Annotated in this window: 15 protein-coding genes and 1 riboswitch; of the genes, 8 read left to right on the top strand and 7 right to left on the bottom strand. The window is 36.7% G+C overall.

All coding sequences use genetic code 11. The features are described 5' to 3' along the window. Positions 1-16 precede the first annotated feature (16 nt). The 3 genes from ACIP9G_RS20505 to ACIP9G_RS20495 all read left to right on the top strand — a co-directional run bounded on the left by ACIP9G_RS20505 (position 17) and on the right by ACIP9G_RS20495 (position 6,039). On the top strand, positions 17-949 hold the full coding sequence (locus ACIP9G_RS20505) for an SGNH/GDSL hydrolase family protein (protein WP_401021843.1): 933 nt from the start codon (positions 17-19) through the stop codon (positions 947-949). An 855-nt stretch (positions 950-1,804) separates the two neighbouring features. Further along, entirely contained in the window at positions 1,805-2,962 is a 1,158-nt protein-coding gene (locus tag ACIP9G_RS20500; RefSeq protein ID WP_401021841.1) for an exonuclease SbcCD subunit D, read from the top strand. Next, entirely contained in the window at positions 2,959-6,039 is a 3,081-nt protein-coding gene (locus ACIP9G_RS20495; RefSeq protein WP_401021839.1) for an AAA family ATPase, read from the top strand. Before ACIP9G_RS20500 ends, ACIP9G_RS20495 begins: the two co-directional genes overlap by 4 nt. A gap of 188 nt (positions 6,040-6,227) precedes the next feature. Here the strand turns inward: ACIP9G_RS20495 and ACIP9G_RS20490 are convergent, their stop codons facing one another. After that, positions 6,228-6,350 (bottom strand): hypothetical protein, encoded by a 123-nt coding sequence (locus ACIP9G_RS20490; protein ID WP_255639590.1) that lies wholly within the window; start codon positions 6,348-6,350, stop codon positions 6,228-6,230. A gap of 28 nt (positions 6,351-6,378) precedes the next feature. Continuing rightward, positions 6,379-6,711, bottom strand: a complete 333-nt coding sequence (locus ACIP9G_RS20485; protein WP_340822305.1) for a magnetosome magnetite crystal formation protein family — start codon at positions 6,709-6,711, stop codon at positions 6,379-6,381. 128 nt (positions 6,712-6,839) lie between these two features. Next, positions 6,840-6,947, top strand: a riboswitch (TPP riboswitch). A gap of 121 nt (positions 6,948-7,068) precedes the next feature. Here ACIP9G_RS20485 and thiT point away from each other — a divergent pair. Together thiT and map are read left to right on the top strand one after the other, a co-directional pair. Then, positions 7,069-7,629: an energy-coupled thiamine transporter ThiT gene (gene thiT, locus ACIP9G_RS20480; protein WP_401021836.1), complete on the top strand. Its 561-nt coding sequence runs from the start codon at positions 7,069-7,071 to the stop codon at positions 7,627-7,629. A gap of 254 nt (positions 7,630-7,883) precedes the next feature. Further along, the gene (gene map / locus ACIP9G_RS20475) at positions 7,884-8,639 is read left to right on the top strand and encodes a type I methionyl aminopeptidase (RefSeq protein WP_401021834.1); all 756 of its coding nucleotides are present in this window, start codon (positions 7,884-7,886) and stop codon (positions 8,637-8,639) included. A 47-nt stretch (positions 8,640-8,686) separates the two neighbouring features. Here the strand turns inward: map and ACIP9G_RS20470 are convergent, their stop codons facing one another. Then, positions 8,687-9,400, bottom strand: a complete 714-nt coding sequence (locus tag ACIP9G_RS20470; protein ID WP_401021832.1) for a hypothetical protein — start codon at positions 9,398-9,400, stop codon at positions 8,687-8,689. 207 nt (positions 9,401-9,607) lie between these two features. Between ACIP9G_RS20470 and ACIP9G_RS20465 the strand changes: the two genes are divergently transcribed. Beyond that, positions 9,608-10,435: a polyphosphate kinase 2 family protein gene (locus ACIP9G_RS20465; protein ID WP_401021829.1), complete on the top strand. Its 828-nt coding sequence runs from the start codon at positions 9,608-9,610 to the stop codon at positions 10,433-10,435. A gap of 109 nt (positions 10,436-10,544) precedes the next feature. Next, a complete protein-coding gene (locus ACIP9G_RS20460) occupies positions 10,545-11,132 on the top strand; it encodes a GNAT family N-acetyltransferase (protein ID WP_340822312.1) in 588 nt (195 codons plus the stop codon). A gap of 303 nt (positions 11,133-11,435) precedes the next feature. On the opposite strand, the gene ACIP9G_RS20455 is transcribed toward ACIP9G_RS20460, so the two are convergent. Then, the gene (locus tag ACIP9G_RS20455) at positions 11,436-12,185 is read right to left on the bottom strand and encodes a class I SAM-dependent methyltransferase (protein WP_401021826.1); all 750 of its coding nucleotides are present in this window, start codon (positions 12,183-12,185) and stop codon (positions 11,436-11,438) included. Between the two features lie 142 nt (positions 12,186-12,327). Between ACIP9G_RS20455 and ACIP9G_RS20450 the strand changes: the two genes are divergently transcribed. Further along, on the top strand, positions 12,328-13,404 hold the full coding sequence (locus ACIP9G_RS20450; RefSeq protein ID WP_401021823.1) for a helix-turn-helix domain-containing protein: 1,077 nt from the start codon (positions 12,328-12,330) through the stop codon (positions 13,402-13,404). Between the two features lie 117 nt (positions 13,405-13,521). On the opposite strand, the gene ACIP9G_RS20445 is transcribed toward ACIP9G_RS20450, so the two are convergent. The 3 genes from ACIP9G_RS20445 to ACIP9G_RS20435 form a co-directional block, all read right to left on the bottom strand. Continuing rightward, positions 13,522-14,082 (bottom strand): beta-class carbonic anhydrase, encoded by a 561-nt coding sequence (locus ACIP9G_RS20445; RefSeq protein WP_340822317.1) that lies wholly within the window; start codon positions 14,080-14,082, stop codon positions 13,522-13,524. Between the two features lie 183 nt (positions 14,083-14,265). Then, positions 14,266-14,400: a hypothetical protein gene (locus tag ACIP9G_RS20440; protein ID WP_340822319.1), complete on the bottom strand. Its 135-nt coding sequence runs from the start codon at positions 14,398-14,400 to the stop codon at positions 14,266-14,268. 142 nt (positions 14,401-14,542) lie between these two features. Further along, positions 14,543-15,778: an aminopeptidase gene (locus tag ACIP9G_RS20435; RefSeq protein WP_401021819.1), complete on the bottom strand. Its 1,236-nt coding sequence runs from the start codon at positions 15,776-15,778 to the stop codon at positions 14,543-14,545. Between the last annotated feature and the right edge of the window lie 48 nt (positions 15,779-15,826).

Raw genomic sequence — 15,826 nt, 5'->3', positions numbered from 1 at the left:
AATGTGAGGTGAGCAGATGAAACGACTATTGAGCCTAGTAAGTATAACGGTGCTTTCGTTGACACTTGGTGTTTCATCTGCTTTTGCACGTGCTGAAAATTATGTAGCACTTGGTGATTCATTAGCAGCTGGTCAAACACCATATCAGGAAATTGATGCAGGCTATAGTGATTTTATCGCGATGCGTTTAGGGAAGATGGGACAACTGAGTCACTATACAAAAGAACTCGCTTTCCCAGGCTTCACAACAGCGGACGTTTTAGAGCGGGTAAAATCAGAAGAGGCAAGTGAGGTATTAGCAAACGCATCACTTATTACGATTTCAGCAGGCGCCAATGATTTACTGCGTCTTGTGCAGGTCAACCCAATGGCTGGTACGTTAGCGTTTTCGCAGCTTCAGGTAGACTACGCTTTAAATATAGCCCGAAAAAATATAGCGGAGATGTTGGCAGAGCTAAAATTACGTGCACCCAATGCGAAAGTGTACGTCATGGGTTATTATTTTGCCTATCCAAATGTGCATGCAACACAAAAAGAGGGAACGAATGCACAGCTCATGAAGTTAAATACGATTTTAGAGCAACAAGCTGAGCAGGCAGGGATGACTTACATTAATGTCTATGATGCTTTTGGATTGCAAGCTACACAGTTCTTGCCAAATATTGCGGATGTCCATCCAAATTTTGAAGGTTATCGTCAAATGGCGAATGCCTTTTTAAAATCTTATAGTGGTAGTGATATGTTAGCAATCTCTACATCAGAATTACCAAAGCCTAATCCAATGACATTTCAAGAAATATTACAAAAACAGGCAGAGTCCAAGAAAAGGTCAGTAGAAGCAAAACAGGAGAAAGTTTCAACCGTCAGAAACATTCAAGGCTTTATTGGCTATGCTACTTTCATTGAAAAAGCCAGAGCCAATCAACGCTTGCAACTACAACGAATCTAGGGCACGAAAGATCCAAAAAGCTGTAAAGTAAAAAAGTATGCTAAGTAAATGAACTGCTTCCTAATTAGTGGCAATTCAAGTAACTTAGCATACTTTTTTATTGTAGTGCCAGGCACCGAAACAATTCTGAATTTTATGAGTGACTGGCACCAAAACAATTCTGAAATTTGCTAGTAGGGCGTTTCTAATATCTAAGTAAAAATCCATGAAGACTCCTGCGGGAACAGCACAAGTTGTAAGACGCAACAGTCCGCGCGACAGCGAGGGTTGCGGCTTACACTGTGCCCGCAGAAAGCGAAGTGGATTTTTACGAAATAAAAGACTGAAACATTGCTAGATGCCCGTGCCGAGTGCCGTAATGAGTGACAGGCACCAAAACAATTCTGAAATTTGCTAGTAGGGCGTTTCTAATATCTATGTAAAAATCCACGAAGACTCCTGCGGGAACAGCACAAGTTGTAAGACGCAACAGTCCGCGCGACAGCGAGGGTTGCGGCTTACACTGTGCCCGCGGAAAGCGAAGTGGATTTTTACGAAATAGAAGGTTGAAACATTGCAAGGTGCCCGTGCCGAGTGCTGTAATGAGTGCCAGTCACTCAAACAATTCTGAAATGCGCGACAGCGAGGGTTGCGGCTTACACTGTGCCCGCGGAAAGCGAAGTGGATTTTTACGAAATAGAAGACTGAAACATTGCTAGGTGCCTGTGCCGAGTGCTGTAACGAGTGACAGGCACAGAAACAATTACAGGCACAGAAACAATTGAGGCTTTTTCCATATAAAAGATGTTGTCTTAAAGCAAGAATATAGTTAAATGCATGATAAAATAAAAGAAAAAGACAGGAGGCGCAAATACAATGAAATTATTTCATACAGCCGATTGGCATTTAGGCAAGCTTGTCCAAGGGATGTATATGACTGAAGATCAACACTATATTTTACAGCAATTTATGCAAGCCATCGATAAAGAAAAACCGGATGCAATTATTGTAGCAGGAGATTTATATGATCGCTCAATGCCACCTGTAGAGGCCGTTAATTTACTGAATGATGTTTTAGCAGAAATTGTATTGGAGAAGAAAATTCCTGTGTTAGCGGTCGCCGGCAATCATGATAGTGCAGGTCGATTGAATTTTGGTAGTCGTGTAATGCGTGATAGTGGATTACATATAGTAGGTCAGTTCACAAAAGAGCATTCACCTATTGTACTAACAGACGAATTCGGTGAGGTCCATTTTCATCTTGTGCCGTTTGCAGAGCCAGCTTCAGTCCGTACTATGTTAGAAGATGATACGATTCAAACACATCAAGATGCAATGCAAAAAATTATCGCACATATCAAACAAACGATGGATACAACAAAGCGTAATGTTTTTATTGGACATGCCTTTGTGACGAAATACGGCTATGAAGAAGAAAACACGAGTGATTCAGAGCGTCCACTATCTATCGGTGGGTCTGATTGTGTGGATGCAGCGCTATTTAAACATTTCAACTATACGGCACTGGGGCATCTCCATAAAGCCCATTTTGTATTGAATGAATCGATTCGATATGCGGGTTCTCCCTTAAAATATTCGTTGTCTGAACATTTACATGAAAAAGGCTTTTTAATTGTAGAACTAGATGCAAGTGGAAACGTAGACGTCACTAAACAAAAACTTGTGCCAAGACGTGATCTACGAGTGGTAGAGGGCTCGATGGACGATTTATTAAAACTACCACCATGTGATGATTATGTTTTCGTACGTTTAACAGACGCCACACCAGTCGCTTCACCGATGGAGCGAATTCGTACAGTATTTCCTCATGCGATGCATATTGAACGAAAAGCGTCACGAATGCAAGAAAATCATGAAATACAAGCAATTGAAATGGAAAAAGTAGAGGATATTGATTTATTCCGAGGATTTTATGCTGATATTTTGGGTGAACAGCCTGACTCAGAAACTGAACGTTTATTTATAGAAATGCTACAGGAATTATTAGAAGAGGAACGGGAGGCAGTTCGATGAAACCACTCAAGTTAACTATTACTGCTTTCGGTCCTTACAAACATACAGAAATTATTGATTTCCAACAGCTTGGTGAATATCGGTTATTTGCCATATCAGGAAAAACAGGTGCTGGTAAAACGACTATTTTTGATGCCATTTGTTATGCACTTTATGGATCAGGAAGCGGAGAAGATCGTCAGGATACAGCGATGCTTCGAAGCGGTTTTGCTGCAGATGATGTTTACACTTCAGTGGAATTGGTTTTTGAAATGAGAGGTAAAGTTTATCAAATTGTACGTCAGCCGGGCCATATTAAAGCAAAAAATAAAAGTGTTACAGGAAAAAAAGTCGAGTTAGCAGAAATGAAGGATGGTAAATTTGACTTTAGTATTGTGGAAAAACAGCAAACAAATGAAGTGGATAAAAAGTTGCTGGAGATTATAGGACTAACAAAAGATCAATTTAGTCAAATTGTAATGTTGCCACAAGGAGAGTTTCGCAAACTTTTAACTTCAGATTCAACCAATAAAGAAGTGATTTTACGTAAGATTTTTAAAACGGATCGTTTCAGTGCAATGACAAAAAAGCTAGATCTAAAAAGAAAAGAAGCAGAAAAGGATTTAGAACGTGCCCAGCAATTAAAAGAGCATTTACTTGGACAAATTGCAGGCGTTTTACCACACAGATCATCAACACTATTTACTTGTATAAGCAATAATACCGACAATATGCATCAGCTAAAAAATGCCCTTGAAGAGGAGCAATTCTTTTATAGTGCTAGTATACGAACGGAACAAATGCGCTATGAAGAAGCTTATGCAAATCATCAAAAAGAACAAGAATATTACAGTATGGCAAAGGCGCTCAATGAACAATTCGATCAACAGGCACAACGACAAGCACGTTTGCAATTGTTGATGCAACAACGAGAAAAGTATACAGCTATGGAACAGGAAATACAGTTAGCAGAGCAAGCAAATCGTCTCATTATGCTTGAACAACAGTGTGTAGATTTACGGACAGAGCAAAATCGAAAAGAACAACTTTATCAACAAGCTACAATTAATCACCAAAATGCAGTGGAACAACTGAAGAAATCGCAACAATTGTATACAGAGGAAGAAGCAAAAGAGCCTGAGCGTCAGCAAATATTGCAACGCGAAATAGAGCTCTTAGCATTAGTGCCGAAATTTGAGGCATTTGAAAGTAATCAGCAGCAATTAGAAATAACAGAACAGCTTGTCGAAAGTTCCAAGCGTGCAGTAGCTGATAATCTTCATATTTTAGAAAAAGAACAAATGCAAGTTCGACAATTAACAGCAACGATTGAGCAATATGAAAAACAGATGGAACCATATGCAGGTTATTTAGAACAGCTTCCATTACTGAAAGAGCAAGTAACACTATTAGCTCAAATTGAAAAATATGAGCGAGCGATTGAAGTAGCTGAGCAAGCTGTTACAAATGCACATCAACAATACAAAGAAAGTAAGCAAGCACTGCAAACAAAAGAGCAACAATGGATTACCGGTCAGGCAAGTATATTAGCAGCTAAGTTAAAGGACGGAGATCCATGCCCAGTTTGCGGTAGCACAACACATCAACTAACACATAGAGAACCGTTAGAAGTAGTAGATGAAGCGGAGCTAGAATCTTTACGAGCGATGACCAATGCAATTGAGCGTAAATATTTGGAACAAGAGGCGACGTTAAAATCGACTAAAAAACTGCTTCAAGAGGCAATTGAACAAGTAGATGCTTATCATATTTCAATAGCTGATCGATTAGAACTGACAACTTCTTTACACGCTATTGAACAACAAGTGACTGTTTTAAAAATAGTGAATGACCAACTGTCCGTCGCGCGAGCTAAGCTAAAAGGGCAACACGAAAAAAATGAACAGCTACAACAGAAACAATTACAATTAGAGCAACATTTTGCAGAGCAATCGAAAGAGTTAATAAAACAGCAAGCGATTGTAGAAGAACAGCAAAAGCAAATACCCGAACATGTACAGTCATTACGAGCTTTAAAACAAACGATTGCAGATGTGGGATCGCAAAAAATGGCGTTACAGTCAGCTTGGAACGCAATACAACAAAACTTACAAACGACTAAGGAAGCAACAAATAAAGCATCAATGGCAGAAGAACTAGCTAAAACCGCATATGAGGAATTGCTAAATAAACTGAATGACAAGCGTGAACAGTTTTTAGTAAGCATGAAAGATGTTGGTTTTACAACGTATGAAGACTATGCTTCTGCAAAGCGTAGCGTTAGTCAAATTGATGATTTACGTAAAGCATGTCGTGACTATGCCTTACAACTACATTCCTTACAGCAACAAATGGAGGATGGAGCAAAGCATCTTGAAGGAAAAGAAAAGCAAAATCTAACAGTATTAGAAGAAAAGCTTGAGATGCTCCGTGCCACATATGAAGAAGCATTTAAAACCTTACAACAAACGCAAAGCTATGCAAAGGCATGTGCTGACTTTATTGTTAAAGTAGAGGAAACGGCAAAGGAAATCCGTGTCCTTGAAAAAGAAGCAGGTCGTGTAAAAGAGCTTTACACAGTGTTGAATGGTCAAAATCCGAAAAAACTTTCATTTGAGCGGTATATTCAAATTAATTATTTAGATAAAATCACTGCGGCAGCAAATATTCGTTTATTCCATTTATCAAATGGACAGTTTGAACTGCGTCGTTCCGATCGGTTAGAGAAACATGCGAAGCAAAGTGGGCTTGGGTTGGATGTCTATGATGCGTATACAGATCAATTAAGAGATGTCAAAACATTATCAGGTGGGGAGAAGTTTAATGCATCATTAAGTCTTGCATTAGGTATGGCCGATGTAATTCAAAGCTTCCAAGGTAATATTCGTATTGAAACAATGTTTATTGACGAGGGCTTCGGTTCATTGGATGAGGAAGCGTTAAATAAAGCGATTGATACGCTAATTGATTTACAAGACTCTGGAAGAATGATTGGTGTTATTTCACATGTAGCCGATTTAAAGGCTGCTATGCCGGCAGTATTACACGTTGAAAAAACGTTGAGCGGACATAGTACAACACATTTTGAAGTAAAATAAGTGCCAGTCACTCAAACAATTCTGAATTCTTAGGGCACTGGGAGTAGGGTTAGACCCCAAAAAAGTGCCAGTCACTCAAACAATTTATGTATAACAAAGTAAAAACCTACGAAGCCTCCTGCGGCTTACAGATTGTTGCGCCGCAGGAAAGCGAAGTGGGTTTTTACGTTATAGGAGCCCATTGGCTATTATTTTTTGTGTGTCGTTACGTTTGGAGTTGTTCCTTTTTTTGCTGCGACCACTTTTTTGACAATCGGAATAACGATGGGCGCTAATTTTATAGCAGTTTTAACTACTTTCGATACTTTCATGAATACGACAGCTCCTTAGTACTAAATTTTAACGAATAACTCGTACAGCTTGGACAATATTCCAAATGACTATGCCTAACGAAACGAGTAAATAAATACCAAAAGATACAAACCATATGATAATAAATGTATTCCCATTAGACGAAGGATCAAACGTGTTTAATGACATAGTAGAAAATATAAAGACGATAAAGAAAATGATACCAAAGACAAACGGTATTAAATGAGAAATAAGTGCTTTGATGGAGTGTCTCTTGACATCGCTATCTTTTGACACGAAATAAACGATTAACGGAACGATAAATGGTGCAAAAAAAATACTGAGATAACTAAAGGCAGATAAAATTTTTGGATTCTCCATAGTAGTCCCTCCTTTTTAATTATTTACGCATAGAAAACTCGAAAGTTTCAAAAAAATTAATGTTGAAAAGGTTGTAATTGCAAAAGTGTTTGCGTACAATGAGGGTGTTCAACAAAAAAATTAGATGTAACGACCACAAGGGGAGCTGATGATGTCAGCTGAGACTGGGCACGTAATGCCTTTACTCTTCGAACCTGTAAGTTAACGCTTGCGTAGGGATGTGGATAGAAACCGACACTTTTACGATGTGAGGCTCTGTCCTGGCATCGTTTTTTTATGCCGGATTGACATGCATATCAAAATGATTTCTATTCCTGCTCTTGTATCCTACATCGGAACAAAGGAGAGAATAATAATATGGACAAAAAAAGATTACTCATGCTGGTGGAAATTGCAATTTTCGCAGCGGTAGGACTTGTACTCGATCAAATTTCCTTTAAAGTATGGGCACAAGGTGGCTCGGTAAGCTTAGTAATGGTACCAATCATCTTAATAGCATTTCGTTGGGGCCTCTTATCAGGGCTCACAACCGGGCTATTGATTGGTGTTATGCAAACAATGTTTGGTGCTTATATTGTGCACTGGCTTCAAGGATTACTAGATTACGGGGTAGCCTTTACCGTAGTAGGTTTAGCGGCAATCGTTCGTGAACCTGTATTAAAAGCGGCAACAGCTTTAAATAAAAAGAAAATGGCCGTTTATATTGTCATTGGTACGTTGTTAGCTGGATTCCTACGTTATCTTGCGCACACATTTGCAGGTGCAGTATTCTTTGCAGAGTATGCAGGCGAGCAAAACGCATGGATTTATTCAATCATTTACAATGGAACATACATGCTTCCAGCAACAATTTTAACAGCAGTTGTTGCTGTGCTATTATTTACAGCTGCGCCACAATTAATGCAGCGAAAATCTTAAACACTATAAGACTGTCCTAAAAGAGAAAATAGTATGCTAAGTGTTACTTAGTATGCTATTTTTTTTATCATCCAAGGTTTCCATGTTATTTGGTCAATATTTTTTAGTCGAAGAACTTCAAAAAAGGCCTGATTATTATTTGCATGGTACTTATGAAATAATGTTAGCATAGAATAATTAAAGCGTTTGGCGTTATGGACATATAAAGTTATGTTATATTAATGAATAGATATTAGATGAAAGGGACGTTAAAAATGATTGTAAAAACGCAAGAAGAAATTGAAGCCTTTAAAAAAATTGGTCGCATTTGTGCAGAAATTCGTGAGGCAATGAAGGTAGCTACAAAACCGGGTGTGACAACACTTGAATTAGATGAAATTGCAGGCCGCATGTTTGCTGAAGCAGGAGCTATTTCTGGTCCTAAAGGAGAATATGATTTCCCAGGATACACTTGTATTAGTGTCAATGAGGAAGTTGCCCATGGTATTCCAGGACAACGTGTTATACAAGAAGGGGATATTGTAAATATTGACGTATCCGGTTCACTAAATGGCTATTTTGCAGATACAGGTATTTCATTTGTTGTAGGGGAAGGTTACGAGGATAAAGAAAAACTTTGTCACGTAGCAAAAAGTGCCTTTGATCGCGCTATGACAAAAGTAAAAGCAGGTTCTAAATTAAACCAAATTGGGAAAGCTGTAGAGCGTGAAGCTTATGCAAATGATTTAACTGTTATTATGAATTTAACAGGTCATGGATTAGGTCGTTCATTACATGATGAGCCAAACCATATTTTAAATTATTACGATGCTTGGGATTCAACAATTATGAAAGAAGGTATGGTGCTAGCAGTTGAGCCGTTTATTTCTGCGAAAGCAGAACATATCGTTGAAGCTGGTGATGGCTGGACATTTATTACACCTGACAAATCATTAGTTGCCCAAATTGAGCATTCAATTATTGTTACAAAAGATAAACCAATCATTTTAACTTCATTAGATGAAGCATAAAATAGCCAAGTGATAAACAAGGCTAAATGAAAAACCTGCTTACCGATTTATTTTCGGTGAGCAGGTTTTTTTTTGACAAATCGGATACCAACGATTAGGACGCCACATAAAAATAGAGCCGCTGTCGTCACAAGTAATTCATCAAGTTGATTATGGAATGCAATGCCAATATAAGCCCATATAAACACGCTAGGATAAACAATATCGAAATGATAGTAGCGAATATGTAAGGCGATGGCTACACCGATTGACAGTAAAATAACTGCCCAAAGTGGGTTGCTAAGTCCAAAACCATGCCATTCATAAGATGTTAGCGTAAAACTTGCATTTGTCATCATGATAAATGTAGACCAGGCAAAATAAATTGAAATGGGCAGACGGCCAGTTAAAGCATTATTTGTATGCGGATAAGTATTGTAAAGGATAAACAAGTACAATACTAAAATTACAGAACAACAGAAAAATACTATGAATAATTCATAATGCCAAAATAAAATAGAGAGCGCCTGTAAAATGCATACATTGCTAAAGAGAACAGTCTGTTTAATAGATGTCTTTTGAAAATTCATAACTAACCAATATGCGAGTAAAATGTAAATTAATATCCATATCATATAACTAATATTAATAGGTGCAAACATTACGGGAAAACGATTTGAGATTTCTAACGAAGATTGACCATTTATTTTTATGAAATAGGATGAAAAGGTTAGGATGAGTGAGACAATAAAGGTTATTGTCATTAAAATAAACTTAGGCAAGGATTCCTCTCCCTTCGTGTTAAATTGTATAGGGAAAAGACAAATAAGTATATGACTGTCACATAATATCTATTTTATTATAGCGGAAAACCCTTACAATGTATCATATGAATTTGCATTAAAAAATCTACATTTTACCATTTGAATATGCATCCAAATATTTCTTTAGTACAATAGAAATAACCAATTTGAAGGAGTGGAATTTTTATGGCTCAAAATCTTAAAAATCTTGACCTATCGATTGAACTAGATAAAAAATTATATAAAAAGAAATTAAAAGTACTTCAATACGAAATGTTAAATGCACAGCAATTTTTACTAAACAATAAAATCGGACTTATTCTAGTATTTGAAGGAATGGATGCAGCAGGTAAGGGTGGCGCCGTTAAACGTCTAATTGAACGTGTAGACCCACGAGGTTACATAGTCCATCCAATTTCAGCTCCACAGCCTCACGAACTACGCTATAACTATTTGCAACGCTTTTGGAGAAAGTTACCGCAACATGGACAAATCGCTATATTCGATCGTTCTTGGTATGGAAGAGTGCTAGTAGAGCGTATTGAAGGATTTGCAAAAAAAGATGAATGGTCTCGTGCTTATGAAGAGATTAACAACTTTGAAAAGATATTAACTGCTGGAGACTACATTATTATAAAATTTTGGTTACATGTGTCAGATGAAGAGCAGTTAAAGCGTTTTAATGAGCGAGCGCAGGATCCGTATAAATCATGGAAGTTAACGGATGAAGACTGGAGAAATCGTGAGAAAACACCTGAGTATATAGAAGCGGCAAATGAAATGTTTGCAAAAACAGATAAGAAAAATGCTCCTTGGATTTTGGTGGCAGGAGACGATAAAAAACATGCACGAGTACAAGTGTTACAAGAAACACTTGCACATATTGAACGCGAGGCACAAAAAAGAGGTCTACATCTATCGAATGTTTTAGATAAGTCCCATATAGAAGACGCTGAATCGTCAAGTATTGAATTACAAATACATTCTAAAAAACAAGTAAAAACAAGTAAATAAATAGACCGATGCTGTGATAACAAGACAAGACTGTTTTAGTTGTAGCAGCATCTTTTTTTACATACAATGAATATGTATTTACATTTATCGGAAGGCTTGTGGGGGAGAAATGGTGCTTAAAATTTGGAATTTATTAAGGAAAAAGGGTGGAAATGTGGTCTCGATTCAGGGGGGAAAATGCTACGTTCGCACATTCCAAGAAAAAGATGCACAAAGCTTAATGGGTCTTGTAAGTCGAAATAAATATTTTTGGTCTACATATGAGCCGTTACAGCGTCCTGAATACTATACAGTTGATGCTCAATATAAAAAAATTCAAGAAAGTTTATATTTAATGAACTCGAAGAGGGAATATACATTTGGTATATATGAGCTAGGTACAAATAATTTAATAGGACACATTTCGTTGTACGCTATCAAACGTTTACCGTATTCAAGTGCATTTGTTGGCTACGCAATGGATGAAATCTATGTTGGAAAAGGGATTGTTTCAGAAGCTGTAGAATTAGTTGTCCAATTTGCCTTTGAACAAATAGGATTACATCGTGTGGAGGCTTATGTATCAACTGAAAATAACGCATCTATCCGCGTCTTAGAAAAATCAGGTTTTCAACGAGAAGGCTTGTTAAGAAAATTATTGTACATCAATGGCCAATGGGTAGATCACTATATGTATGCCCGCTTAGAGCCATCATGATGAATAGGCTATAAGCTATTAAAAAGTGCAAATGTGGCAATGGTAAAAGAGATAAAGTGTTAGATTGACTACAATCAATTTAACACTTTTTTTGCAATGCCGTTGTTGTCCGCTACGGCGGGCGCTTTCCGCGGGCACACCGTAAGCCGCAACCCTCGCTACGCGCGGATCGTTGCGTCTTACGTTTTGTGCGTTCCCGCAGGAGTCGCCACCTCCGCTACCAACAACTAGTGCTCACTCTTTATAAAATTTTAAAGTATTGTCCCACCCACATTTTTTAGATGTTCATTTCGCATCGAACAGTCATTTAACAGCTTCAAACGTTATGACTTGATTTCGATTTGTTGGGTCTTGCTGATAGCAATAGTCTGCTGAAATGACGATATCTCTAAATCCAATTTGCATTAAAAGCCTTTTAAATTCATTGATTCCATACCATTTCAAAGTAAAAATTTCAAATTCGCTTTCGATACATTTACCATCTTTCCATTTATCGTAGCGATGATGCGAAGTAGTTGTTTGATTAATATAATTTACTTCAGATTGTGTTACTTGTAATGTAATTAATTCGCCTTGATTGTTTGTAAACGTTCGATAGTGTGAGCTCCCTTCACTAAAATCAGGTTGCAAAAATAAATCTACTAGTAATCGCCCATTTGATTCTAGATGATGGTGAAAATTAGTTAGTATTTGAAAAGCCTTGTCATCGTCTTCAATTAATAAAAATGTTCCTGCTGGGATAATAATTGCTTCATATTGTTGTTCTGACTGAAAGGTCTCCATATTGGCTAGAAAGATGTTTGCTTCTTTATTTGCCATCTTTAAATTGTCTCGGCAGTACGCTAACATTTCTTCGGAAAGATCGAAACCTTCAATTGCCAATCCTTGCTCAAGTAATGGAATTAATATACGACCCGTTCCAACAGCTGGCTCTAATATTTTTCCTTTCACATGTGAAAGTCTTTGGCTATAGTATTCAACATCTCCAAACGAACTGCCAATTGGTTTATCAAGATTATAAACTTCTGCTGAAATAGAATGATAAGTTTGCATATGTTCCTCCAACTAAATTATTATTTTTTCTATTTATAGTATTATTATACATAATTTAGTTAATTATTTTTTAAAAAACACAAGAAATATCATATAAAAGATATGGATGCTACTTATAATTTTTATTTGGGGGGTGAAATAAATGGATGAACAGATACAATTTATGATTGAGTGGATTGAAGGTAAATTAAAAAATCAATTTTCATTAAATGAGCTTTCTAATTTCATGGGATACTCCCCGTACTATTGCTCTTTTAAATTCCACCAAGTAACAGGTATTAGTATTCGACGGTATATTCATCTTAGAAGGTTGTATTTATCTACAGAAGATTTGGCGAGAAACAGAAAGATAATTGACATCGCCTTTGAGTACGATTATTCCTCGCAGGAAGCATATAGCAGAGCTTTTAAAACTGTTTTTGGTATTAGTCCGAAAGAATATCAACTTAGCAAGTCGCCTGTTCAGTCAATTGTTAAACTCACTATGAATAAAGACAGGGAATGGTATGGAATGAATATCAATCAAAAAGTTGAGGTAGAGCGGTTACAAAATACGAAAAGCGAATTATTTGAGAGGGACGTACTTAACATTTTGAACGGACAAATAATGTATGAGGAATTTAAGCATAATAGACTAATGGGGGATTCCGATTACGCTCCATTTAATGAAGCTATGTGTGTAAACGCCACTACTAAACAAGTTTTTAATAAAGCGTTTATAAACAAACGAGCTGACGAACATCGTGATTCTGTAGAGAATTATATGCAGAAGGTAATTGCACCATTAGAGAGTCTTTTTCACAAAGAGTATAAATGTATCGTTTTATGGTTTGGTGAAGACATGTTTTGTCAAATGAACCTCCTTACTATACTGTCTTATCTTGAACAGTCAGGCTATGAGGGAAAAGTGTTCTTAAATAGTTTCAGGGAGGATGAGTTTAAAGTTAATCAAACTGAACTTTCATTAGGACATTATGATGCTGTATACAACGAAGTATTGGTCAACCACAATAAGCCGACTAACGAAGTACTACCCGTAATGTATCAGGCAATCAACATATACTTAGATATGCTAAACGAAGATAATGCAGTAGTAAAATTTATTGCTAAAAATAAAGACATGCCAACAACAGAATTATTGAAGCAATTATTTGCTCTATTTCCGACAGTAGGCTATGGTGATACACAATACGTAGAGCTTATAAATAAAATTAAATAGGTCAACAAAAAAATGTGTCTATCATTCGATCTTTCGATACGATAGACACATTTTTTTATTGAATGATTGTTTGCCAATAGAATAGTGAGCTACAAAAAGCTCAGTTAATTTTGTATATTATTTGCTACCATCATCGATTAAATCAAGTCGACCAGTATTCGGATCAATTACTAAACCATGAACAGGTACAGTTTGTACCATTAGGGGGTGATTACGAATCGTATCAACGCTTTTCTTAACGCTAGTCGCTACGTCGCCGAAACCACGTAAAAAGTCTTTTAAATCAATACCCGAGTATTCCATCATCTTAATAGTTTCTGGTTTAATACCTCGGTTAACCATTTTGCTAAGCATTGCATCTGGATCAACTGCGCTCATACCACAGTCATAATGTCCAACTACATACACCTCATCAGCTTGTAGTTCATAAACAGCAACAAGTAAACTACGCATTACTGCACCAAATGGGTGACTTACTAAAGCACCAGCACTTTTTACAATTTTTACGTCGCCGTTTCTTAAGTTCATCGCTTTTGGTAATAGTTCTACAAGGCGAGTGTCCATACAAGATAAAACAACGATACGCTTGTCTGGATACTTAGTTGTAATAAAAGGCTCATATTTTTTTTCTTGAACGAAATCTTCATTAAACTTTAAAATATCATTTAACATTGTCATGAAATTTTGCTCCCTTCCCTACAGAAATATTTTAGAGCAAAAAAGTAAATATGCAAATAATAATAACAATATTCATGCAATTTTATGAAAAAAAAAAGAAGTTTGCATAGTTAATTAGCGAACTATAAGGCGATTTTATATATGCAAAAAAACAGCTACGTAAAGTAGCTGTTTTTAATATGATTAAAATTTTTCTTTTGGTTGTGGGTCTATAGTTACTGAAGATTTAGTATCTAAACCAACTTGTAGGTAGTGGATGAAGAATCCTGTAGAAATTAATAATACGGCTGAAAAGCCAAGTACAGTTGTGATGAACATAATAAAAGCTCCTCTCTACTTAAATAATCTACTATAAGAACTATACTAATTATACAATAGGTTGCTAGGAAAATGTAAGGATAATTTATGACATCCATAAGATACCTAGCCTAGAATAATATTAATAAGACTGACTATTTTCTTAGAAGGCCCAGTTACCATTGCGGAAAATCGGTTCAATTTGACCATCAGCTGCAATGCCATCAATATCCATATTTGCTGAGCCAATCATAAAGTCAACATGCGTTAAACTTTGATTCAGACCATGTTTTAGTAGTTCCTCTGAAGACATTTCTTTGCCGCCATCAATACAAAATGCATAGGCATTACCTATTGCTAAATGGTTAGAAGCATTTTCATCGAATAATGTATTGTAAAATAATAACCCTGATTGCGAGATAGGTGATTGATGTGGAACAAGTGCTATTTCCCCAAGGTAATGAGCACCTTCGTCTGTCGCTACAAGCGACGCTAAAATTTCTTGCCCCTGTTCAGCCTGTATATCGACAATACGGCCATCTTTAAAAGTTAATTTAAAGTTATCAATTATATTTCCGCCATAGCTTAAAGGCTTCGTACTTGATACATAGCCATTAGCACCAGTCTTTAGCGGTGCTGTGAAAACTTCCTCAGTTGGCATATTCGCCATAAATGTCTGTCCTTGTGTATTGACACTACTACCACCTGTCCATACATGTTTTTCTGGTAATTCAATTGTTAAGTCTGTTCCTGGAGCTGTATAGCGAAGGGATTTATATTGTTTCCCATTTAAGTAGTCAGCTTTGTTATGTAGCTGTAAATCGTGTGCTTCCCATGCACTTACAGGATATTCTTGATCTGTGCGTGTTGCTGCAAAAATTGCTTCCCATAATGCATCAACTTGTTGTTCTTCTGGTAGATGTGGAAATACTTTAGCTGCCCAAGGTTTAGAAGGAGCAGCGATAACTGTCCAGCTAAATTTGTCTGCCTGCATCATATTATAATAATTTACAAGTGCTTTACCTGAGGCTTTTTGGAAAGTCATAATTTTTTCGTGATCTATATCCTTTAAAAGGTCAGGATTTTGTGAAACGATACTTAAAAAGGCAGCACCTTGCTCAACTAGCCATTCACGTTCTTGAATTTTCCATGGTGGGAAGAAATCAAATGAGTCTTTTGGAGCTTTTTCATAGCGTGTACGAACAAGTCTATCATCCGATAAATCGACAAAAACCTGTTTTGCACCATTTTCATAGGCAATTTTAGTAATTATTTCTGCTAATTTTAAGTTATCCGTCGAACAACTCATATAAAGGTATTGATTTTTCTGGATATTTACACCTATTTTCACAGCTAATTCGGCATATCTTAGTAATTTTGTGTTAAATGATAATAACAAATTCTTAACCCCTCTCCATTAAAGACAATTTAGTGTATTATTCTTAAT

Origin of the sequence: Lysinibacillus sp. NPDC093197 (assembly GCF_044754025.1) — a bacterium.
Classification (GTDB): domain Bacteria; phylum Bacillota; class Bacilli; order Bacillales_A; family Planococcaceae; genus Lysinibacillus.
The sequence above is the reverse complement of the archived record's forward strand: the minus strand, read 5'-3'. Positions and strand labels throughout refer to the sequence as shown.

Bases quoted from the DNA above. Each gene is read 5' to 3' on its own strand.
- ACIP9G_RS20505 (WP_401021843.1), top strand. From the start codon at position 17: ATGAAACGACTATTGAGCCTAGTAAGTATAACGGTGCTTTCGTTGACA.
- ACIP9G_RS20500 (WP_401021841.1), top strand. From the start codon at position 1,805: ATGAAATTATTTCATACAGCCGATTGGCATTTAGGCAAGCTTGTCCAA.
- ACIP9G_RS20495 (WP_401021839.1), top strand. From the start codon at position 2,959: ATGAAACCACTCAAGTTAACTATTACTGCTTTCGGTCCTTACAAACAT.
- ACIP9G_RS20490 (WP_255639590.1), bottom strand. From the start codon at position 6,350: ATGAAAGTATCGAAAGTAGTTAAAACTGCTATAAAATTAGCGCCCATC.
- ACIP9G_RS20485 (WP_340822305.1), bottom strand. From the start codon at position 6,711: ATGGAGAATCCAAAAATTTTATCTGCCTTTAGTTATCTCAGTATTTTT.
- thiT (WP_401021836.1), top strand. From the start codon at position 7,069: ATGGACAAAAAAAGATTACTCATGCTGGTGGAAATTGCAATTTTCGCA.
- map (WP_401021834.1), top strand. From the start codon at position 7,884: ATGATTGTAAAAACGCAAGAAGAAATTGAAGCCTTTAAAAAAATTGGT.
- ACIP9G_RS20465 (WP_401021829.1), top strand. From the start codon at position 9,608: ATGGCTCAAAATCTTAAAAATCTTGACCTATCGATTGAACTAGATAAA.
- ACIP9G_RS20460 (WP_340822312.1), top strand. From the start codon at position 10,545: ATGGTGCTTAAAATTTGGAATTTATTAAGGAAAAAGGGTGGAAATGTG.
- ACIP9G_RS20455 (WP_401021826.1), bottom strand. From the start codon at position 12,185: ATGCAAACTTATCATTCTATTTCAGCAGAAGTTTATAATCTTGATAAA.
- ACIP9G_RS20450 (WP_401021823.1), top strand. From the start codon at position 12,328: ATGGATGAACAGATACAATTTATGATTGAGTGGATTGAAGGTAAATTA.
- ACIP9G_RS20445 (WP_340822317.1), bottom strand. From the start codon at position 14,082: ATGACAATGTTAAATGATATTTTAAAGTTTAATGAAGATTTCGTTCAA.
- ACIP9G_RS20440 (WP_340822319.1), bottom strand. From the start codon at position 14,400: ATGTTCATCACAACTGTACTTGGCTTTTCAGCCGTATTATTAATTTCT.